This window comes from Nocardia sp. NPDC052254 (assembly GCF_040679495.1).
Classification (GTDB): domain Bacteria; phylum Actinomycetota; class Actinomycetes; order Mycobacteriales; family Mycobacteriaceae; genus Nocardia.
The window spans coordinates 19572-39793 of the sequence record NZ_JBFAUW010000018.1 but is presented as its reverse complement, the minus strand read 5'-3'; the positions used below and the strand labels follow the sequence as shown (position 1 = coordinate 39793).

Sequence of the window (20222 nt, the reverse complement as noted above, 5' to 3'; positions counted from 1 at the left end):
TCCGAGGCGCGCCGTCGCGACCGTCGGATGACGGTATCGCCGTACGTCACCGCTGCCGGATGACGCGATCGGCCGGTTCGGCGCGGGACAGATCCGCGGCGGCGGTGGCGAGCTCGTGCCGGCGGCGCTGCCGGAATTCGCGCGGGCTCTCACCGAAAGCGTCCTTGAACGCGGTGGACAACCAGGCCGGCGTCAGCCCGACCCGCGCCGCCAACTCGTGCACGGGAACCGCCCACAATGCCGGATCCTCCAGTGCGGTGCGGGCGGCGCGCAGTGCCTCCACGCGCCGCACATCGCGAAATGTGGTGCCCGACTGCTGCAGCAGGGCCCGCACCTGACGCGGTGACCAGCCCAGTGCCTCCGCGACCGCCGGCAGCCGGATGTCGCGGTACCCGAGATTGGCACGCACGTAGCGCCGGACCAGCCCGACCACCTCGTCGTGATGGCTGCGCTGCGGTGTCGTGTCACCGACCGCGAGCATGCACAGCAGTTCGGCGATCCGGCCGCAGACGACTTCGAATTCACGCCCCGACAGCGCCGCCGCTTCCGCGTGGGTGCTGCGGATGAGGCCGCGGGTGATCCTGCCCAGGCCCGAATCGAGTGCCAGGACGCGCGGCCGGTCGGCCAGGGAGCCGATGCGGTGATCGATATCGGTGCGCGGGATCTGACAGGCATGGGCCTTCGACTGTGGGATGTGGATACTGCAGACCTCGTCGACCGTCGTCACCACCCCCATGCCCGGACCGGCACCGGCCTCCTGATCGCGGTAACGCACCGAATAACGTCCGTGCTCCGGGAAGACGATCCAGTAGAAATCGTCACCCGGTACGCGCCGAATGTGGAATCCGGTCCGGCGGGAGGTGCGCACTCCGCGCTGATCCCAGTGCAGCAGCCGATAATCGGTCGACTCCTGCACCGTCATGGCCGCACTCCAGTGCCCTTCCTCGCGGTACTCGTGATCCATGGGCACGAAGCTGTCGGCGATGGTGGTCCATGCCCGCGAATTCCGCGCGGTCACCTGGTAATGCCTCACTGCGACCGTCCGCCTGTCGATGTGACGTGCGCCTGCCGGCCGGTGCGCACGGTGCCAGCATGACAGACGATCAGCTCGTGGCGCCCAGCCGAACCGGAATCGAGAGCGGGCCGACGGTGAAGAACGACGGTGAATAGGCGATATCGGCCGGATCGACCGCCAGGGCCAGGTCGGGCAGCCGGCGATACAGTGAGCCGAGTGCGATCCGGCCCTCCAGCCGGGCCAGCCCGGCGCCGATGCAGTAGCGCGGTCCGTGCCCGAAACCCAGGTGGCCACCGGCCTGCCGGCGGGTGATGTCGAAACTGTTCGCGGTGTCGCCGTACACCTCGGGATCCAGACCGCAGGCCTGGTAGACCACGCCCACCGCATTGCCCCGCGGAATCCGAACGCCCGCGATGGTCACATCGGTACTGGTGAACCGCCAGCTGGTCATCATCACCGAATGCCGGTAGCGCACGGTCTCCTCGACCACATCGGCCCACAGGTCACCCGCCGTGGCGGCGGCGAGCTGTTCGGGGTGGCGGGCCAGCGCGATGATCGCGTAGCCGAGCATGTGCACCGTCGTCTCGTGCCCGGCGACCAGCATGATCCACAGCACCGCGACCAATTCCTCGGTGGTCAGCGCGTCGTCACGGTCGCGGGCCTGCACCAGGCCCGAGGTGAGGTCGTCGCCGGGATCGCGCCGCTTGTTCTCGGCCAGGTCCCGCAGATAGCCCTGCAGACCGTTCTGCGCGGCGAAGGCGTCCTCGGGAGAAATGTTGTGAGACAACAGCACCGCGATCCAGTTCCGGAGCCGCTGACGATCCGATTCCGGAATTCCGAACAGCTCGCAGATCACCGCCATCGGCAGCGCCTCGGTGAAGGCCGGCACCAGATCCACGCCGTCCCCCGCGGCCACCACACCGTCGAGCAGTTCATCGACGATCTGCTGGATGCGCGCCTCGAGCGCCTGGACCCGGCCGGGTGTGAAGGCTTTGCCGATCATGCCGCGCAGCCGCCGGTGATCCGCGCCGTCCATCGTGGACAGATGCTGCCCCTGCACCACCGCGCGCAACGGCCAGTCCGCCGCGATCGCGCCGTTGTGCAGTGCCGGCCAATGCTTCGGGTCGCGCAGAAAGGTGGTGTTGTCGCCCGCGAGCACCTCGCGCACGGCGCCGTGGGTCAGCGCGAGATATCCGGGGACGCCACCGGGAAATTCGACCTCGACCACCGGGGCGATGTCGCGCAATCGCAGGCAGGTCTGCAGCGGTGTCTCGTCGGCAGCGGGGAAGGCGGGCAATGCGGTGGTCACGGGCGTTCCTTTCACCTGGCCGGGCTCAGCCCCGGCACTCGCACGACGAGTATCGGGGGCCCCGCCCGGGGCGGCTCCGGACTCGGCGGCACACAGCCCCTCACCGAAAGCCCGGTGTCACCCACCAAAAGACCGATCATGAATCCTCGCGCCGGACAGGTCTTTCCAGGCAGTACCGCACCTCCGGCCACGGGCGGTGAATCGCCGGGGCGCGGCACCGGGCACAATCGGCAGGGTCCGATCACCGGCCGGCACGCGGGACCGGAGCCGTCACTCCCCCGCGATGCGCAGGGCCGCGGCCAGTTCTCCGCGAGAGGTGATCCCGAGCTTCGGGAATATGCGGTAGAGATGGGTGCTGACCGTGCGATGCGACAGGAACAGCCGCTGCCCGATCTCGCGATTGGTCAGTCCCTCGGCGGCCAGTTGCGCGATGCCCAGTTCGTTCGGGGTCAGCGCGTCGCGCGCATCCGGATCACGACGGGGGCTGGTCTCGCCGGCCCCGCGCAGTTCCCGGCGAGCCCGCTCCGCCCACGGCCGCGCCCCCAGGGCATCGAACCCGTCACGCGCGGCACGCAGTTGCGCCCGCGATTCCACGACGCGGCGCTGCCGGCGCAGCCATTCCCCGTAGGCGAGCTGGACCCGGGCCCGCTCCAGCGGCCAGGCGGTGAGGCCGGCCTCGAGCGCGGCGGCGAACCGCTCCTCGGTGGGATCCAGCAGGGCTCGCGCACACCGCAATCCGATCCGGAGCGCGGGTGCGGGCGTGTGTCGTCCGGTGTCCTCGAGCGCGCCGATGATTCCCTCGATGTCGTCGGTCCGGCCCGACCGCACCGCGGCCTCGGCGAGATCGCCGACGGTATAGGCGCCCAGCGCCAGTTGATAGGCGGGATCGGCGGGGTCCAGGACGCGGCGCAGATCGGCCAGGGCGTCCTCGTATCGTCCCTGGCCGCCGGCGATGAGGGCGCGGGCGCGCTGCACGGTGGCCAGCACCGGTCGCGCGGCGACGGCCAGACCGATGGCCTGTGCGCGATCGGCCGCCTCGGTCGCTTCGTCGAAATCACCACGCAGCGCGGCAATTTCGGCGCCGACGGCGACCGCCAGCGCGTACATGAAATGCTGGCCGGTCTCCGGCCCGAGACGCTGCGCTTCCGCGGCCGCGGTGGCGGCACCGCTCAGATCGCCGGTGCGCGCACAGCTCCAGGCGCGCACCGCCAGCGCGCGGGTCAGCAGCCCGAGGCGCCCCTGTGCGCGCAGGCCGGTGATCGCCGCCGCGGAGAAACGGGCAGCCAGATCGAAGGCGCCGATCTGCAGCGCCGCACTTCCCAGACAGCGGTCCATCTCGGGATCGGTGCCGGTCGTACCGGCGCGGGCCCGCAGATCACGCAGGACCGCCGCACCGCGTTCGAAGGGCGCCACATAGGCGGTGATCGCGACGATGCGCGGATCGTCGCCGGGCAGGCCCAGACCGTCGGCGACCTCGAGCAGCACCCGACGCGCCGCGGGCCCGGGTTCGGACCAGAAGCAGCGCATCGCGGTACCCCACAGAATCCGCATCGCGAGATCCCGATCACCCTCGGCCGCAACGGATTCGGCGAGACGAGCGAGTTCGGTGACGCGCGCCGGATCCTCACCGACCCCGTCGTCGAAACCGCTCCGCAGCCAGGTCGCCAGTCCCTGCTGCCGGGGTGTGAGTTCACCGGCCGCGCCGAGCAGCCGTTCCACCGTGTCACGATCGCCGGTCTCGACCGCCAGTTCGGCGGCCCGCAACAGCCGTTCGGCGCGCAGTCGCGCTGTCTCACTCAGATACGCCGACTGCTCGAGCGCCGCGATCGCCGCGGCGACACCACCACGGCGCAGAGCGCGCTCGGCGGTGGCGGCCAGGTCCCGCGCGGCGGTGTCGTCGGGCCCGACGACCGCGGCCGCCCGGTGTCGTGCCGCGCGGTCGGGATGCTCGTCGAGGGTGGCCGCCAGGGCGGCGTGCGCACGGCGGCGCAGCCGAGGTTCGGCCGCGGCCGGGATCGCCGAGCGCATCAACGGATGCCGGAATCGCACAGCGCCGGAATCGATATCGATCAGGCGAGCGTCGACGGCGGGTGCGAGGACACCCTCGTCGACGGGGGAATCCAGCAGCACTGCCGCGGCCCGGACGGTCTGCGGCACCGACAGCTCGTCGAGCGCCGCGGCCAGCAGGGCTGTCCGGGTGGGTTCGGGCAGCTGGCCCGCACGCAGACCGAAGGCGCGTTCCAGTCGCTCGGTGAGCGGAAGCTCCGTCGATCCGGCATCGAGGTTCGAGGGTAATTCCGTCAGCGCCAGCGGATTTCCCGCGGCGGCGGCCAGCACCCGCGACCGCGTCGGGTGGTCCAGGCCGGGGACGCCGGTATCCAGCAGTAGCGCCGCCTCGTCATCGGTCAGCCGCGACAGCGACAGCACCTCGGCCCCCGCCTCCGACAACGGGGTGGCGATACCGTCGCGGCTGGTCGCGGCCAGCACGATCGGCTCGGATTCCAGCCGCCGGGCCAGGAACGCCAGCACCGCGGCACTGGGCCGGTCGAGCCAGTGCAGATCCTCGACCAACACCAGCAGCGGTCGTTCGGCCGCCCGATCCGAGAGCAGGGTCAGCAGCGCCGAGCCGGTCAGATACTCGCTCGGCGCCGGCAGGTCGGCCAGTCCGAGCGCGGCGTCGAGGGCCGCCGCCTGCGTCGGTGGCAGGGCCGCGATTCCCGAGCGCAGTGGAAAGACGATCTGATGCAGTCCGGCGTAGGGCAGCTCCCGTTCGGCCGCCGTGCCCGTCACACTCAGCACCCGCACACCGGCGACCGAGGCCATGGCAGGCAGCTCCCGCAGCAGCGCGGTCTTGCCGATTCCGGCCGCACCCTCGATCAGGACCGCGCCGCCGCGCTCGGTGATCCCGGCGATCAGCTCGTCGAGGTATTTGAGTTCCGAATCCCGCCCGACCAGTGCCATCCGCTTGCACTCCTGTCCGGTCCCGCCGACCGGCCGATACCGGTCACCGCTGAGCGGTAACACGCGCAGCGAGCCTACCGGCACCGCCGGAATCAGAACGCGGCGACGACCGCCGCTGCGACGAAGACCACCTGAACGACGGTTCGCAGCGGCAGCGGCATCGTCTTGATGCCGAGGTCGGCGCGTGCGGCGCGCACATTCGCCGGGAACATCACCACCATCAGCACCGCCAGCGCGGCGGCGGCGAACGGCGCCACGGGCGGGATCAGCAGCCCGACCGCACCGGCTGCCTCCAGCACCCCGGTCGCGGTGACCAGGGCCGGGGCCGACGGCAGCCGCGGCGGCACCATCGCGATCACGCCGGCCCGCCGCGGCTGCAGGAAATGCGCCGACGCGGTCAGCAGGAACATCGCGGCCAGGCCGATCCGCAGCGCATGCGGCCACGAGTCGAGCCATTCGACATCGAATACTCCCACCAGCCTGGCAATTCCGGTGACCAGAACGAGTACGACGAGCGGTGCCATGAGGAACTCCCGAAAGATCCGCAAATCAATCTTGACAGTGACACGATTAGCCTGCGACCGCGCGCCGGTCAACGGTCGGCCCCGATACCGGCGGAATACTCCGGTGCGGTGTCGGCGTTGGCGCTGTTAAAGTCGGGAGAAATCGGAATCGAGGAGACCGGACATGGTTGGTGAACTCGTCATCTCCGGAGCAGACCGGAGTTGAGGCCACCGGCGGGCGCATCGGGCGCCGCCGCCGTGGCCATGTCGTCGTTCACTCGATCACTCGCGATGCCGTGTGGTGTCGCATCGACTTCCGAGGTCCTTCATGTCCGATACCCGTATCGTCTGCTCGAACCTGTCGTTCGCCTGGCCCGACGACACCCCGGTGTTCACCGATCTGTCGTTCGGCATCCCCGGTGGCCGCACCGGGCTCGTCGCGCCCAACGGCTCCGGCAAGACCACCCTGTTGCGCCTCATCGCCGGTGAACTCACCCCCACCAGCGGCGCCATCACCGTCGACGGCGTCTTGGGTTACCTCCCGCAGAATCTTCCGCTGACCGGCGATCTCACCGTTGCCGAGGTCCTCGGCGTCGCCCCCGTGCTGGCGGCCCTGGCAGCGGTCGAATCCGGCGATACCGACGAGGAGCACTTCACCGTCATCGGGACCGACTGGGATATCGAGGAGCGCACCCGGGCCCAGCTCGATCGGCTGGGATTGGGCCGGCTGTCTGCGGACCGGCGGCTGCACACCCTCAGCGGTGGCCAGATCGTCTCCCTCGGGCTGGCGGCGCAACTGTTGCGCCGGCCCGATGTCCTGCTGCTCGACGAACCCACCAACAACCTCGATCTGGAAGCGCGCCATCGGCTCTACGACGTGCTCACCGATTGGAACGGCTGCCTGCTGCTGGTGAGCCACGACCGTGCCCTGCTCGATCGTGTCGACCGCATCGCCGAACTGCACGGCGGCGAAATCCGTTTTCACGGCGGCAATTTCAGCGACTACGAGGCAGCCGTGGCGGCCGAGCGCGAAGTCGCGGAGAAGAACATCCGGACCGCCGAACAAGAGGTCAAACGCGAGAAGCGCGAACTGCAACAGGCCCGTGAACGCGCCGCCCGCCGCGCCGGGACCGCCCAGCGCAACCTGAGCAACGCCGGACTGCCGAAGATCTTCGCCGGCACCATGAAACGCAATGCCCAGGAGTCGGCCGGGCGCGCGGCCCAGACCCACGGTGCACGACTGGACGCCGCGAAGAACAAGCTCGACGAGGCCGGGCGGGCGCTGCGCTCCGATCAGCGCCTCACCCTCGAACTGCCCGATACCGAAGTGCCCGCCGGTCGTACCCTGCTGATCGCCGAACAACTCCGGTTCCGCCTCGGCGACCACGACCTGTTCACCGGCGAGGGCGTCGATCTCACCATTCGCGGCCCGGAGCGGATCGCGCTCACCGGCCCCAACGGCGCCGGAAAGTCCACCCTGCTGCGGATCATCGGCGGTGAGCTCACCCCCGACAGCGGAACTCTCACCCGCGCCGACGGCCGGGTGGCGTATCTGTCCCAGCGCCTGGATCTGCTCGACCTCGATCGCACGGTCGCCGAGAACCTGGCCGATTTCGCCCCGCACCTGCCCCATGCCCAGCGGATGAATCTGCTCGCGCGCTTCCTGTTCCGCGGACCGCGCGTCCACCTCACCGCCGGGGCGCTGTCCGGAGGTGAGCGGCTGCGCGCCACCCTGGCGTGCGTCCTCTACGCCGAGCCCGCACCGCATCTGCTGCTGCTCGACGAACCGACCAACAATCTCGATCTGGTGAGCGTCGGACAGCTGGTCGGCGCACTCGACTCGTACCGGGGCGCGATCGTGGTCGTCAGCCACGACCAGCGATTCCTCGACGAGGTACGCGTCCAACGGCGGCTGCGGCTGGCCGACGGCCGGGTCTGCGACATCACCTCCACGGTGGCGCCCCGCACCGGGGCGCCGTGAATCGTTGCCGACACCGCGCCGGGTCTTCCCCGTCGAGAAGCGTCGCCGCAACTTGCGAATTGAGCCAACTAGTTGAAGATTTCATGGGTAGGCTTCCGCGCGGTAGCGGCTCGACAGGCTGTGGGGTGACAGTCTCCGAAACAGATTGAGGATCCGTTGATGCAGGGCAGGGAATCCGTCGACTCCTCCCATTCGTTCACAACACCCGTGCCACTGCGAGACCGGCTCATCCAGGCGACCATCCGCCTCATGTCCGCCGAAGGTCCGGCCGCGCTGACCGTGCGACGCGTATCGAGCATCTGCGAGGTCTCCACCATGGCGATCTACTCCAACTTCAGTGGGATGCCGGGACTGCTTCGCGCGGTCGGCTCGGCCGGGTTCGCGCAGCTGTCGGCCCGGCTGGCCGCATGCGAGCACTCCGACGACCCGATCACCGACATTCTGGTGCTGGGCTTCGTCTTCCGCGACGAGGCGGTGCGCAATCCCGACCTGTTCCGGCTGATGTTCGCCACCGAACCACCGGTCGCGCAGATGCGAATCCGCTGGGGCAACATCCTGTCCGGCGCCCCCGGTGCCGGACTGGACGATTTCGCCGAGAGTTTCGACCACGTCGTGCGGGCGACCCAGCGCGCCCTCGACGCCGGGCTGGTCCGCGCCGACAATGCCCGGGCGGCCGCGGCCCAGTTCTGGACGGGTCTCTACGGTTTCATCCAGCTCGACCTGGCCGGACTCTACGGCGACGAGGGCCTCGGTGAGGTGCTGCTCCCGTCGATCGTGAACATCATGATCGGTATGGGCGCCGACCACGATCGGGTGCGGCAATCCATCGACCGTGCGGTGCAGCGGGTACTGTCACCGGCCGCGTGATCGCGGATTCGCCGCGCCCGGACCCGAATACGACGGCGGCCCGCTCCCGATGGGAGCGGGCCGCCGCGGCGTCTGAAACGGACTACTTCACGGTCGCCGTCATCGAGAACCGCTGCCCCGGATTGGCCTGATCCCACGGCCGCACCGACACCAGGCTCAGCTTGGTGCTACCGGCACGGGTCGCGGTGAAGGTCCACACGCTGGTTCCGGGAGCTCCCGGCATCACACTGCCCGGCCGGAAGACCGGGTCGCCCTCCTGCGCGAGCACGCCACGATCGAGCTCGGCGATCTGCCAGACATATCCGGTCCCCGGGTTGTCCGGCAGCGCGACCGCCAACTCCTGACCGACCGACAGATCCGCATTCTGGCCGTCGCCATCGGTTCCCACGATGATCGGCTCGGATACCGCGTGCATCACGCCGGGCACCGCGGGAATCGTCTCGGCCCCGGCCACCGCGCCCGCCCCACCGGCAGCCACCGCCAAACCGAACACAACCATCAGCAAAGGTGTACGCACCGCATTCCTTCCAATATTCGAACGGCGCTCACACCCTACAGTCGCCATCAGCTCAGCAACGCCAAACCGCCATAGGCACCGGATAATTCGGGATGGGGTCCGACATCGGCGGGATTGTCCGGCCGCCACAGCGGAAGATGGACCAGTCCCGGTTCCAGCAGCGGCCAGCCGTGGAAGAATTCCGCGATTTGTTTCCTGTCACGCAGCACGATCTCGGTCGACGTGCGGCCCGACAGCTTCTGCGCCTCCAGGACCTCGGCCGGCTGCCCGTCGGCGGTGGCATGGGTGATCGCCAGACAGCTGCCCGGCGCGAGCGCCTGCTGCAGGCGCGCCACACAGCCGGCCGGATCCGCTTCGTCGGCGACGAAATGCAGGACACCCAGAAGCAATACGGCGATCGGGCGGTCGAAATCGAGCATCTCCCGCACCAGCGGATCGGCCAGGATCCTGTCCGGATCGGCCACATCGGCCTGAATCACCGCGGCATCGGGATTCCCGTCCAGAATCGCCCGGCTGTGCGCCACCGCCACCGGATCGATGTCCACGTAGACCACCCGCGACCGCGCATCACGCGCTTGTGCCACCTCGTGAACATTGCCGACCGTCGGAATTCCGGACCCCAGATCCAGGAATTGAGTGATTCCGGCATCCACCAGCTGACGGACGCAGCGGCGCAACAGATCCCGGTTGGCACGCATGGTCTCGGCGACATTCGGAGTGAAGGACTCGATCTGCCGCGCCAGCGTGCGATCGATTTCGAAATTGTGCATACCGCCGACGAAATAGTCGTACACCCGCGATGCGCTGGGCCGATCCAGATCGATACCCTCGGGCGCCCAACTAGGTCTGGTCATCGCAACCCCTCACCGAATCAGCACCCCGCCGGAACGCGAAGCTACGCAATCGTATTCGACACGCGAGCGAAACTCCTACGGTTCACATGAAGTCCATGCCCCGGCTACGATCATCGACATGGCGTGGGATGGGTCCGAACACGACGGTCCGCACGCCGACCTGGCGCACCGATGGGCGACCGCGCTCGGCGGCGGGGTCCGCGATCACATCGTTCCCATGAGTGTGTCCGAGGCCCGCGAATTGCTGTCGGCCCTGGCCCAGGGGCTGCTCACCGCCGCCGGATCCGGCAGCACCGCCCACGCCGCCGAACTCGGCGGCCGGCTGGCCCGAGCCCATTTCGTCGGCGACGAGGTACTCGGTCGCACGATGACGGTACTGGCAACCTATTTCTCCGAAATGGGCGTCGCGTCGGGTCGGGCGGCAGAATTGATCGGCGCGTTCGCCATCGGCTATGTTCGATCCTTCCGGGCCTGGCTACTCGGCGAACAGGAGAGTGTGCGCACCGCTGATATCGCGGCGCGCAATGTGGTGGAGGGACAGTTGCGCGCCAGTGAGGCCCGATTGCGGGCCGTTTTCTCCCAGGCCGGAATCGGCACCGGGCTGTCGGACATGTCCGGCCGGATCGTCGAGGTGAACAACGCGTTCGCCGCGATGCTGGGGTACGAACCGGAACAGATGTACGAACTCGAGGTCACCGACCTCACCCACCCCGACGATCCGCCGGGAATGTGGGAGTTGTACGCCGGAGTGCTACGTGGTGAACACGACCACGCCCAGATGGAGAAGGCCTATCGTCACCGCGACGGCCGCACCGTGTGGACCAATATCAACGTCTCGCTCATCCGCGACGACGATGGCGCCCCGCAGTACACGCTGATCCTGGTCGAGGACATCTCCGAACAGCGGGAGCTGCGCGAACGGCTCAGCTATCGGGCCCATCACGATCCGCTGACCGGACTGGCCAACCGCTCCCGCTTCTTCGACGCGCTCACCGAGGCGTTCGCGGATTCCGATGCGCGCGTGGGTTTGTGCTACGTCGACCTCGACCATTTCAAGGCGGTCAACGACACCTTCGGTCATTCCATCGGCGACGAACTGCTCACTCGCGCCGCGGCCCGATTGTGCGCGTGCGCGGTCGGGGAGAACAATCTCGTGGCCCGCATGGGTGGTGACGAATTCGTCATTCTGGTCCCCCGCACCCGGCGGCGGCGCGAATTGATCGATCTCGCCCGCACGGTCCTCGACGCGTTCACCGTCCCGTTCGATATCGACGGGCACCGGCTGCGCATCGGAGTCAGTATCGGCGTCATCTCCGAGCAGGCGGCCGAAACCACCACCGAGGAACTGCTGCAGGCCGCCGATTCCACGATGTACTGGGCCAAGACCGACGGCCGCGGCCGCTACGCTGTCTTCGATCCCAGCCGCCGCCGCCGCGAGCACACCCGCGCCGAACTGCTCGCGGATCTGCCCGGAGCGCTCGCGCGCGGCGAATTCTTCCTCGACTACCAGCCCATCGTGTCGCTGTCGGATCACCGCCCGGTCGCGGTGGAGGCGCTGGTGCGCTGGCATCATCCGCAACTGGGCATTCTGAGCCCGGCCCGGTTCATCGATCTCGCCGAGAACGGCGGGCACATCATCGCTCTCGGCGCGGTGGTGCTGGAGCAGGCGTGCCGCGAGGGACGCCGCTGGTGTGACAGGTTCGGCGACCAGGCCCCGGTGGTCAGCGTCAATGCCTCGGCGGAGGAGGTCGCCGATCCGGCCTGGCTCGAGCGGGTGCAGAAGGTGGTGGCCGACACCGGAATCGCGCCCGACCGGCTGCAACTGGAACTCACCGAACGCACCTTCATGCACGCCATCGGCCGTCCGCTACAGGCGCTGCACACGCTCGCCGAATCCGGAATCCGTATCGCCATCGACGATTTCGGTACCGGCTACTCCAATCTCGCCTATCTGGGCCAGCTTCCGCTGCACGTGGTGAAGCTGGCCGGCCCGTTCATCCATCGCATCCGCAATGCCGGGACGGTCGGACGCAGCGATCTGCTGATCCTCGAGACGATCATCGATCTCAGTCACGATCTGGGACTGAGTGTGACCGCCGAATGTGTCGAGACCCGCCATCAGGCCGACCAACTCTTGGGCCTGCGTTGCGATTCCGCACAGGGCTGGTACTTCCATCACCCGGTGCACGCCGACGTGATCGCCGATCTGCTCGAACGTGAACTCACCGAACCGGGCTCGCCACCAATCGACCTGCCCGGCGTCCTCCCGGATCCACACGGCCTCTGAACTTTCCGGTGCGAGACGCCGGAACGCGGACGGTGCGGCCGGAACTCCGCACCGTCTGCGCGTACTCTCACCTCCGGATCAGAACGCGGTACCACCGGTGGCCGCGGTGCGCCCGTGCTTCATGACCAGCGCACCGGCCAGGGCGACGGCCGCGGCCACGGCGACGAAGTAGAAGCCCAGCTCGTACCCGCGATCGGCGAACAACAGTGGAATATCCTTGGTTGCCACATGATTTCCGGCGACCGAGATCTCGGCACGCACCGGATTGGCATTCAGGAACGCGGTGGCCACCGCGATACCGATCGCGGCGCCCATCGAGTTCATCACCCCGAGCATGCCCGCACTGATGCCCTGCTGTTCGGCCGGCACCCCCTCCACGATGAGATTCGGCGTCGAGGCGTAGTACAGGCCGAAGGCCAGACCGTAGACGGCACTGATCAGCGCGATGACCGGCCAGCTGTGTTCGAAGAGGCCCAAGGCCGTGGCGGTCACCGCCATCACCCCCAGAGCCAGGATCAACGGCGACCGCGCGCCCGAGCGGCGAATCCAGAATCCGCCGAGCAACCCGGCGATCATGCCGATCACCGCTTGCGCCAGCGTCACGTTCACGGCGAATCCCAGCAGACTCAGATTGTCGCCGTAGGTGTAGCCGGGATCGAGGCTCACCTGCACGGCCTGGGCCGGCAGGGTCTGTCCGGTCCGCGCCTGGATCTCGGCGATCGTGCCCTGCACGACACCGGCGGTGACCTCCGAGGCCGGTGGCGACTGGGTCATGTACCCCGCCGCATAGCCCTGGTAACCGATCATGAACGAGGCCAGCAGCGCGATGAACAACACGACGCTCACCCGCGGGTTGAACAGCAACTTCATATCCATGATCGGCTGGCGCACCCGCAATTCCACGAGCGGGAAGACAGCCAGCAACAGCAGTCCGCCGATCAGCCAGACCAGCGTGGACGGCTTCGCCCAACCCCAGTCCTGGCCCTTGTCCAGGTAGATCAGCGTCAGCGTGGCGCCCGCGGCCAGCAGGACGGCACCCACCACATCCAATCGCTGCGGTGTCCGCAACCGCGACTCCGGCACGATCAGCGCCACCAGCGGAATCATGATCACGGTGAAGACGAACAGGAACCAGAAGATCGCCCGCCAGCTGTGATGATCGACGATGTACCCGCCGATCAGCGGCCCGGCCACCGCCGAGACACCGAGTCCGGTGGAGGCGACACCCAAACCGATCGGCACATACTTGCGCGGCATCAGATCCCGGATCAGGCCGTAGGAGATGATCGCCGTGGCGATCGCGGTGGCCTGCAAGCCGCGCCCGAGCAGGAACAGCATCCAGTTGCTGGTGATCGCGCAGATCGCGCAGCCGATGAGAAACAGCGCCCCGCACAGCAGGAACATGCGCTTCTTACCCCAGATGTCGCTCATCTTTCCGATCAGCGGCGAGGCCGCCGCGCCGATGACGCCGAAGATGATGATCGCCCAGTTGATGTTGGCCCCTTGATCGGGGAACGTCGGCGCGATCTGGCGCAGGGCCGCCGACACCATGACGAACTGCATGGGCGCGACCTCGGTGAACAGCACGATCACCGCGAGCACCGTGAAGATGCGCAGTTTGGACGCACCATCGAGCCGGCCGCTGAGATCGGCCGGCTCCGGTGGAGTCGTGGCTTCGAGGGAGGTGGACATTGGCGTCCTCCAGGTGACAGGTGAACAAGATGGCGTGAACCGTGTCACATCCGAAGAAGCCGAACTATCAGTAAGCCCGGTCAGTGAGACCGGGCTGACCGATCCTCGGTTCGATCCCTGTCCGACCGAACCCGGTACCGTCGGCGGGCCGCGCGGTGCACAATGCTGTGATGGTCACGTTCTACTACGGCTTGTTCTTCCTACTGCTCGAGGGCGAACGGTTGGGTCATGTCCTCGGATTGTGAACTGCCACCATGGCTTTCCCGCCCGGCCGAGCCTCAGCCGATATTGGCGGACAGGTCGGGAACCATCCGAGACACCTCGTCCCGCCAGTTGTTCCAGGCATGGATTCCGAAAGCCGGGAAGTCGTAGGCGGCGTTGCCCGCACCCAGCGCCGCCATCCGCACCTGGAACGACCGGGTGTTCACCAGCGCCAGGGCCTCCAGGCCCATCCCGTTGACCGTGCCCATATTCGGTCCGTCGGTGGCGGTCGGCAAGCCGCTACCGGCCGAGATCCACAGCCGGGTGTTGTTCTGAATCAACCTGGGCGCGAAGACGAACGGGTCCATTCGCAACCACTGCGGACCCCACGGCGGAGCCATCGAGTCGACGTTGTAGCCGCCGGCGTCGAGCATCGCGATCCGGATCGCCTCACGCATTCCGGGGGCGGAGATGTTCAGGTAGCCGGACAGGGATCCGGCGAAGCTGAACTGATCGGGATGGTAGGCGGCCAGCGTCAGCGCGGCACTGCCACCCATCGACAGCCCGAAGACGCCGTTGCGGTCGGCGCGGAATCCCAGCCGATCACGCAGCGCGCCGCGCAGATTCTGGGTGAGGAAGGTTTCCCATCTGTAGGTGTAGGACTTGCCCGGTCCACCGGAGAACGCCTGCAGCGCACCCGATCCTGACGAGGATCCGGCAACGGGCGGCACACCGAGGAAGTTCGATGGCGCGTTCCAGTCCGCGTAGAAGCTGGACTGCCCGCCGACGGGCATCACCACATTGATGTTCTGCGAGGTCAGCAGGTGCGCGACATCGGTCTCGATCTCCCAGCCGTTGAGATCGTCGCGGGCGCGCATCCCGTCGAGGGCGTAGACCACCCGATCGGTATTGCCGTCGGCGGCCCGGAAGACCCGCGATTTGATCGGCCCCATACTCGAGTCCACCCAGAAGTCGAACCCCGAGGGATCGAATGCGGCGGCGGCACGCGGCAGCTGGCCGGAGATCGCGGCACCGAGCGGCACGATCAGCGCCAGGGCCAGGGTGAGCACGGTCCGCCCAAGTGTCGCAGGCGTCCGGACGGATCTCTCGCGACGTCGCAATCTCCGCATGTAACAGCACCTTTCGTGATCGAACGCCGTGATTCGCAGGCCCCCTGGCTCATCGACGACGGTGCGCAGCGGCGCCGCGCGTGTCACGCCCCTATCGACCGCCCACTCAGCGCTGTTACCGAAATGTGATGTTCAACGTCCCGACGCACGTTCCCGCATAACCGACACACCGGTAACCCACTACGCGGCCGCCGGCCCCGGCAGCGACGCGGCGTCGTCGAGTGTGATCGTGCGCGCGACCTTCTGCGGCGCCCCGCCGATCAGGCCACGCCACGGCAGATACCGCAGCATCCGGACATTCAGATTGCGAAATCCGATCATCGCCTTGCTGCCGGGCGCATACCACGCGCCCACTCCCTCGGCGAACTTCTGACACGCGTCGACCATCGGGCGCATCCGCCGCTCGTACCCCAGGAAGGCGATGCGGTGGTCACCACCGGCCCCGGCCAGTTCGGCGGCCAGCACATACGCCCCCACCAGCGACAGATCCGCACCCTGCCCCGACAGCGGCGATGCGCAGTACCCGGCATCACGTCCCGATGTCCGCCGTCAACTCGCGGACAATCTCGGCGAGGCACGTGCGGGCCTGGCGCGGTTGATCGAAGATGTGGTGGAACCGCCCACGGCGGAACCGGGCCCGGCCGGCCCCCCGGTGACGGATGCCGAGGCAGTGGGTGCGCTGTGCCAGGTGCTGCTCACCGGCCTGGCCGCACAGCAGTTGATCGACGCGCAGAGCACACCGCGCGGACACGATCTCGCCCGCGCCATCCGCGTGATCGCCACGCGCATGGACGAGGCGGAGCCGCAACAGCCGTGAGGTCTACCGGTCCGGGAACGACACCGAGAATCCGACGGCGATGAGCGCTGCGGCGATGACGGACAGGACGGCGATGCTCCACATGGCGGACCTCTTCGATTGTGAGCCAAGCGGATTCACCATAGCGTGAGCGAGGTCACCCGGTGGCGGGAACGCGATCAATCCGAACCCATTGCGCGCCATTGCCGCGGCGAGACTCCCACCGTGTTACGGAACTGCCGGGCGAAGTAGCCAGGATCGGAAAGTCCGACGCGGCGGGCGATCTCACCGATCGGCAGCTCGGTGCCCGCCAGCAGCCGCCGCGCCTCCGCCATCCTGCGCTCGATGATCCAGTCCTGTACCGTCCGCCCGGTCCGGCGACGGACCACGGTGGTCAGGTGCCCCGCCGACATCCCGACCGCCTCGGCGACGTCGCGCAGCGACAACTCCTCCGGGTAACGGGCGCCGATGACATCGAATACCGCGGCCAGCAACGGTTCTCCGCTGCGCCGCAGATCACCGACCGTGTCGGCGGCGATCCGGGCCAGATCGATCAGCAACAGGGTGACGTAGGCCAGCGCCGCTTCCCGATAACCTTCCGCCCGATCGGTCAGCTCGATTTCCAGCGAGGCGATCACGGTGTCCCACATCGCCTTCCGGTTCGCCGGAAGCTCCAGCTGAAGCAGCCCACCACGACGGCCGTGCAGGAACGGGAACAGCAGCGGATGCGCGCGCCACGTCGGCCACGGTGACCGCCCGGCGCCGTCGAGGGCCCGCGGATCGAAGATCACGACCACACATCCATCGAATACCGGAACCTCCGTGGCATCGATGACCTCGCCCGCGGCCACCACGTACACCGAGTCGGTGCCGGGATTGCGCAACAGCGCCGGGAACTCGTGAATATGGCGATGGTTCCGCTCCTGCGTCACCGGTTCCTCGATGTGCACGACCGACACCGGCGACACGGCCGGATCGCCGCGGTAGCCGTACACCGGCACACCGTCCCGATGACTGATAGCCCGCGCCATATCGAACAGCTCCGCAGCCATGTACCGAGGATAGTCCTACTTCTTCCGAATATCGGCCGACAATCCTGTCTCCCAGCGATGGAAGATCGAATCATGACCGAAAATACTCCCCACAACGCTCTGCCCGCGGCAGCGCCGGACGGCCACGATTACCTCCCCGCGGCAGGCCGAGACTCCCTGCTCCCGTTCTACGATCTACTCACCCGAGCGGTCGGCATGACGAAGATCTACGACACCCTGGTCGATTCGGCGCAATTGCGCCCCGGCCAGCGCGTACTGGAAATCGGCTGCGGCACCGGCAATCTCATCGTGCGGGCCAAGAAGTCCGAGCCGCGCCTCGACGCCGTCGGATCCGACCCCGATCCCCTGGCACTGGCCCGGGCCGAACGCAAGGCGCGCGCACTGACCGGGATCCGATTCGAACGCGGCTACGCCCAGCGACTGCCGTTCTCCGACGGCGAATTCGATCGGGTGCTGTCCTCGATGATGTGGCACCATCTGCCCGCCGATATCAAAGACGCTGCCGCACAGGAGGTTCGACGTGTCCTGCGGCCGGGCGGAACGCTGTATCTCGTGGATGTCGGTGGCCGGGTCGCCGCAGACGAGGGCCGCAACGCGCGCCGCGCTCTGCACAATCCGCACCTGACCGGCAATCTGGGCAATGCCATTCCCGACCGCTTCGCCGCCGCCGGTATGGAATGCGCGGAAATCGCCACGAAGCGACTCCGCCGCATCGGCCGCATCACCTTCTACCGAGCCACCCGCCCGAGCTGACGGCCCCGGCCACCCGCGTCGCTGCTCGCTCGAGATCGGGCCGGCGCGGATGTGGCGGCCGCTTGAGACATTCCGAAATTAAATGCATAGATGCGAATATGCCCGTTGGGTAGTGCGTCGATGCCGAGCGACAATCGGCGCGGGCCGGGGTCCGGCCCGCGCCGATCGCTGTCGCTATCGCTTCGTGCGGTCCCGCTTCTCGCGCACCCGCACCGAGATGCGCACCGGCGAGCCGTCGAAACCGAACTCCTCACGCAGCCGACGTTCCAGGAAACGCCGGTAGCCGGCCTCCAGGAATCCGGTGGTGAACAAAACGAAGGTCGGCGGACGGGTGGTCGCCTGGGTGGCGAACAACACCCGGGGCAGCCGGCCACCACGCATCGGCGGCGGCGTGGCGGCGATGACCTCCTTGAGCCAGGTGTTCAGGCGGCCGGTGGGGATGCGCTGGTCCCAGGACTCGAGCGCGGTTTCCATCGCGGGAACGAGTTTCTGGACGGCGCGGCCGGTGTGCGCGGAGATGTTCACCCGCTGTGCCCACGGCACCCGCACGAGTTCCCGCTCCACCTCGCGTTCGAGCTGATAGCGGCGATCCTCATCGACCAGATCCCACTTGTTGAACGCCAGCACCAGTGCCCGCCCGGTATCGGCCACCATGCCGATCACCCGCAGATCCTGTTCGGTGATCGGTTCGGAGGCATCGATCAGCATGATCGCGACCTCGGCCGCCTCGATCGCCGCCTTGGTGCGCAACGAGGCATAGAACTCGGTGCCGTCGGCGTTGCCGACCTTGCGGCGCAATCCCGCGGTGTCGACGAAACGCCATGTCTTGCCGCCCAATTCGACCAGCGAATCAACCGGATCGACGGTGGTGCCGGCGACGTCGTGGACCACCGAGCGCTCGTCGCCGGACAGCTTGTTCAGCAGACTCGACTTACCCACATTCGGCTTACCGACCAGCGCCACCCGCCGCGGTCCCCCACCGCCGCCACCCTCACGCGGGGTCTCCGGCAGTACCGCGAGCACATCGTCGAGCAGATCACCTGTGCCGCGCCCGTGCGCCGCCGAGACCATCCGCGGCTCGCCGAGGCCCAGTGACCACAGCACCGCCGCGTCGGCCTCGGCCTTCTCACCGTCGACCTTGTTGGCGACCAGGATCACCGGAGTCTTGGAGCGGCGCAACGTCTTCGCCACTGCCTCGTCGGTCGCGGTCGCGCCGACGGTGGCGTCCACCACCAGCAGAATGGCGTCCGCGGTGCCCATCGCGAGCGCGGCCTGACGTGCCACCGACTGCTGCAGCCCCTTGGCGTCGGGCTCCCAGCCCCCGGTGTCCTGCACCAGGAATCGGCGACCGGCCCAGCTGGCCTCATAGGAGACCCGGTCGCGGGTCACACCCGGAATATCTTCCACGACCGCCTCACGGCGGCCCAGAATCCGGTTCACCAGTGTCGATTTACCCACGTTGGGGCGGCCGACAACGGCCACCGTGGGCATCGGCACGAACTCGCCGGCCTCGGCATCACCCTCCACATCGGCGATATCCCAGTCGGATTCGTCGGACCAGATGCCATCACCGGTGACCGTGTCGGAACTGGGTGTCGTACTGGGGCTCATCCACGCTCTCCCGCCGTGATCTGCTGTGCCACGACGCGATACAGCTCGTCGATGACCTGCTCCATATCCAGCTCACTGGTGTCGACCTGCACCGCGTCGGCCGCCGGTCGCAGTGGCGACACCGCCCGGGTGGAGTCCAGGTTGTCGCGGCGCTGGACATCCGCGAGCACGGCCTCGTAGTCGTCGCCCCGGCCCTCGGCGATGTTCTGCTGATTGCGCCGCGACGCCCGGGCCTGTGCGGAGGCGGTCAGGTAGATCTTGGCGTCGGCGTCGGGCAGCACGACCGTGCCGATATCGCGGCCCTCGACCACGATCCGCCCGGCCGCGACCGCGATATCACGCTGCAGCGCCACCAGCTGGGTCCGCACCTCGGCCACCGCGGACACCGCCGAGACGGCCTTGGTGACCGCGCCGCCACGGATTTCGTCCGAGACGTCCACGCCGTCGAGTTCGATGACCTCGTGACCGGGATCGGTACCGATGCTCAGCGGCAGATCCTTCACCGCCGCCGCGATCGCGGCGGCATCGGTCAGCTCGACATCACCGCGCAAGACTTGGAGTGTGGCGACCCGATACATCGCCCCCGTGTCGAGGTAACGCGCGCCGAGCCGGGTGGCGAGCCGGCGCGACACACTCGACTTGCCGGTACCCGACGGACCGTCCATGGCGACGACCAGCGCCGAGGTGTCGTCC

Annotated in this window: 16 protein-coding genes and 1 pseudogene; 5 read left to right on the top strand and 12 right to left on the bottom strand. The window is 68.1% G+C overall.

Annotated elements, in window-relative coordinates:
- Positions 1 to 46 precede the first annotated feature (46 nt).
- The 4 genes from AB0L57_RS29090 to AB0L57_RS29075 form a co-directional block, all read right to left on the bottom strand.
- Positions 47 to 1018, bottom strand: coding sequence for an AraC family transcriptional regulator (locus AB0L57_RS29090; RefSeq protein ID WP_364968793.1), 972 nt, complete (start codon positions 1016 to 1018; stop codon positions 47 to 49).
- An 85-nt stretch (positions 1019 to 1103) separates the two neighbouring features.
- Positions 1104 to 2324 carry a cytochrome P450 gene (locus AB0L57_RS29085; protein WP_364968790.1) on the bottom strand — a complete coding sequence of 407 codons (1221 nt, stop codon included), beginning with the start codon at positions 2322 to 2324 and terminating at the stop codon, positions 1104 to 1106.
- Between the two features lie 270 nt (positions 2325 to 2594).
- Entirely contained in the window at positions 2595 to 5369 is a 2775-nt protein-coding gene (locus tag AB0L57_RS29080; protein ID WP_364968787.1) for an AAA family ATPase, read from the bottom strand.
- A gap of 8 nt (positions 5370 to 5377) precedes the next feature.
- Positions 5378 to 5809: a DoxX family protein gene (locus tag AB0L57_RS29075; protein WP_364968784.1), complete on the bottom strand. Its 432-nt coding sequence runs from the start codon at positions 5807 to 5809 to the stop codon at positions 5378 to 5380.
- A 307-nt stretch (positions 5810 to 6116) separates the two neighbouring features.
- On the opposite strand from AB0L57_RS29075, the gene abc-f reads away from it, so the two are divergent.
- A complete protein-coding gene (gene abc-f, locus AB0L57_RS29070; protein ID WP_364968781.1) occupies positions 6117 to 7769 on the top strand; it encodes a ribosomal protection-like ABC-F family protein in 1653 nt (550 codons plus the stop codon).
- A gap of 159 nt (positions 7770 to 7928) precedes the next feature.
- Positions 7929 to 8636 carry a TetR/AcrR family transcriptional regulator gene (locus AB0L57_RS29065; protein ID WP_364968778.1) on the top strand — a complete coding sequence of 236 codons (708 nt, stop codon included), beginning with the start codon at positions 7929 to 7931 and terminating at the stop codon, positions 8634 to 8636.
- Between the two features lie 82 nt (positions 8637 to 8718).
- Here AB0L57_RS29065 and AB0L57_RS29060 read toward each other — a convergent pair whose 3' ends face one another.
- Both AB0L57_RS29060 and AB0L57_RS29055 read right to left on the bottom strand, forming a co-directional pair.
- Positions 8719 to 9153 (bottom strand): protease inhibitor I42 family protein, encoded by a 435-nt coding sequence (locus AB0L57_RS29060; RefSeq protein ID WP_364968776.1) that lies wholly within the window; start codon positions 9151 to 9153, stop codon positions 8719 to 8721.
- Between the two features lie 47 nt (positions 9154 to 9200).
- Positions 9201 to 10007, bottom strand: coding sequence for an SAM-dependent methyltransferase (locus tag AB0L57_RS29055; protein ID WP_364968774.1), 807 nt, complete (start codon positions 10005 to 10007; stop codon positions 9201 to 9203).
- 118 nt (positions 10008 to 10125) lie between these two features.
- On the opposite strand from AB0L57_RS29055, the gene AB0L57_RS29050 reads away from it, so the two are divergent.
- A complete protein-coding gene (locus AB0L57_RS29050; RefSeq protein WP_364968771.1) occupies positions 10126 to 12294 on the top strand; it encodes an EAL domain-containing protein in 2169 nt (722 codons plus the stop codon).
- 78 nt (positions 12295 to 12372) lie between these two features.
- On the opposite strand, the gene AB0L57_RS29045 is transcribed toward AB0L57_RS29050, so the two are convergent.
- The 3 genes and pseudogenes from AB0L57_RS29045 to AB0L57_RS29035 form a co-directional block, all read right to left on the bottom strand.
- A complete protein-coding gene (locus AB0L57_RS29045; RefSeq protein ID WP_364968768.1) occupies positions 12373 to 13986 on the bottom strand; it encodes an MFS transporter in 1614 nt (537 codons plus the stop codon).
- 278 nt (positions 13987 to 14264) lie between these two features.
- A complete protein-coding gene (locus AB0L57_RS29040) occupies positions 14265 to 15317 on the bottom strand; it encodes an alpha/beta hydrolase family protein (protein WP_364968765.1) in 1053 nt (350 codons plus the stop codon).
- Positions 15318 to 15497: 180 nt separating this feature from the next.
- Positions 15498 to 15848: pseudogene (locus AB0L57_RS29035) on the bottom strand (FAD-binding monooxygenase); the annotation flags it as partial.
- 79 nt (positions 15849 to 15927) lie between these two features.
- Here AB0L57_RS29035 and AB0L57_RS29030 point away from each other — a divergent pair.
- The gene (locus tag AB0L57_RS29030; RefSeq protein ID WP_364968762.1) at positions 15928 to 16134 is read left to right on the top strand and encodes a hypothetical protein; all 207 of its coding nucleotides are present in this window, start codon (positions 15928 to 15930) and stop codon (positions 16132 to 16134) included.
- A 158-nt stretch (positions 16135 to 16292) separates the two neighbouring features.
- On the opposite strand, the gene AB0L57_RS29025 is transcribed toward AB0L57_RS29030, so the two are convergent.
- Positions 16293 to 17153, bottom strand: a complete 861-nt coding sequence (locus AB0L57_RS29025; RefSeq protein ID WP_364968984.1) for an AraC family transcriptional regulator — start codon at positions 17151 to 17153, stop codon at positions 16293 to 16295.
- Positions 17154 to 17237: 84 nt separating this feature from the next.
- On the opposite strand from AB0L57_RS29025, the gene AB0L57_RS29020 reads away from it, so the two are divergent.
- Complete coding sequence (locus AB0L57_RS29020) at positions 17238 to 17918, top strand: class I SAM-dependent methyltransferase (RefSeq protein WP_364968760.1); 681 nt, start codon at positions 17238 to 17240, stop codon at positions 17916 to 17918.
- Between the two features lie 174 nt (positions 17919 to 18092).
- Here AB0L57_RS29020 and der read toward each other — a convergent pair whose 3' ends face one another.
- Complete coding sequence (gene der, locus AB0L57_RS29015) at positions 18093 to 19529, bottom strand: ribosome biogenesis GTPase Der (protein ID WP_364968757.1); 1437 nt, start codon at positions 19527 to 19529, stop codon at positions 18093 to 18095.
- Complete coding sequence (gene cmk / locus AB0L57_RS29010) at positions 19526 to 20194, bottom strand: (d)CMP kinase (RefSeq protein ID WP_364968981.1); 669 nt, start codon at positions 20192 to 20194, stop codon at positions 19526 to 19528. The genes der and cmk overlap by 4 nt, the downstream gene beginning before the upstream one ends.
- Positions 20195 to 20222 lie beyond the last annotated feature (28 nt).

Excerpts from the sequence above, each read along its gene's own strand:
- AB0L57_RS29075 (WP_364968784.1), bottom strand. The coding sequence starts at position 5,809 with ATGGCACCGCTCGTCGTACTCGTTCTGGTCACCGGAATTGCCAGGCTG.
- abc-f (WP_364968781.1), top strand. The coding sequence starts at position 6,117 with ATGTCCGATACCCGTATCGTCTGCTCGAACCTGTCGTTCGCCTGGCCC.
- AB0L57_RS29065 (WP_364968778.1), top strand. The coding sequence starts at position 7,929 with ATGCAGGGCAGGGAATCCGTCGACTCCTCCCATTCGTTCACAACACCC.
- AB0L57_RS29055 (WP_364968774.1), bottom strand. The coding sequence starts at position 10,007 with ATGACCAGACCTAGTTGGGCGCCCGAGGGTATCGATCTGGATCGGCCC.
- AB0L57_RS29050 (WP_364968771.1), top strand. The coding sequence starts at position 10,126 with ATGGCGTGGGATGGGTCCGAACACGACGGTCCGCACGCCGACCTGGCG.
- AB0L57_RS29045 (WP_364968768.1), bottom strand. The coding sequence starts at position 13,986 with ATGTCCACCTCCCTCGAAGCCACGACTCCACCGGAGCCGGCCGATCTC.
- AB0L57_RS29040 (WP_364968765.1), bottom strand. The coding sequence starts at position 15,317 with ATGCGGAGATTGCGACGTCGCGAGAGATCCGTCCGGACGCCTGCGACA.
- AB0L57_RS29020 (WP_364968760.1), top strand. The coding sequence starts at position 17,238 with ATGACCGAAAATACTCCCCACAACGCTCTGCCCGCGGCAGCGCCGGAC.
- der (WP_364968757.1), bottom strand. The coding sequence starts at position 19,529 with ATGAGCCCCAGTACGACACCCAGTTCCGACACGGTCACCGGTGATGGC.
- cmk (WP_364968981.1), bottom strand. The coding sequence starts at position 20,194 with ATGGACGGTCCGTCGGGTACCGGCAAGTCGAGTGTGTCGCGCCGGCTC.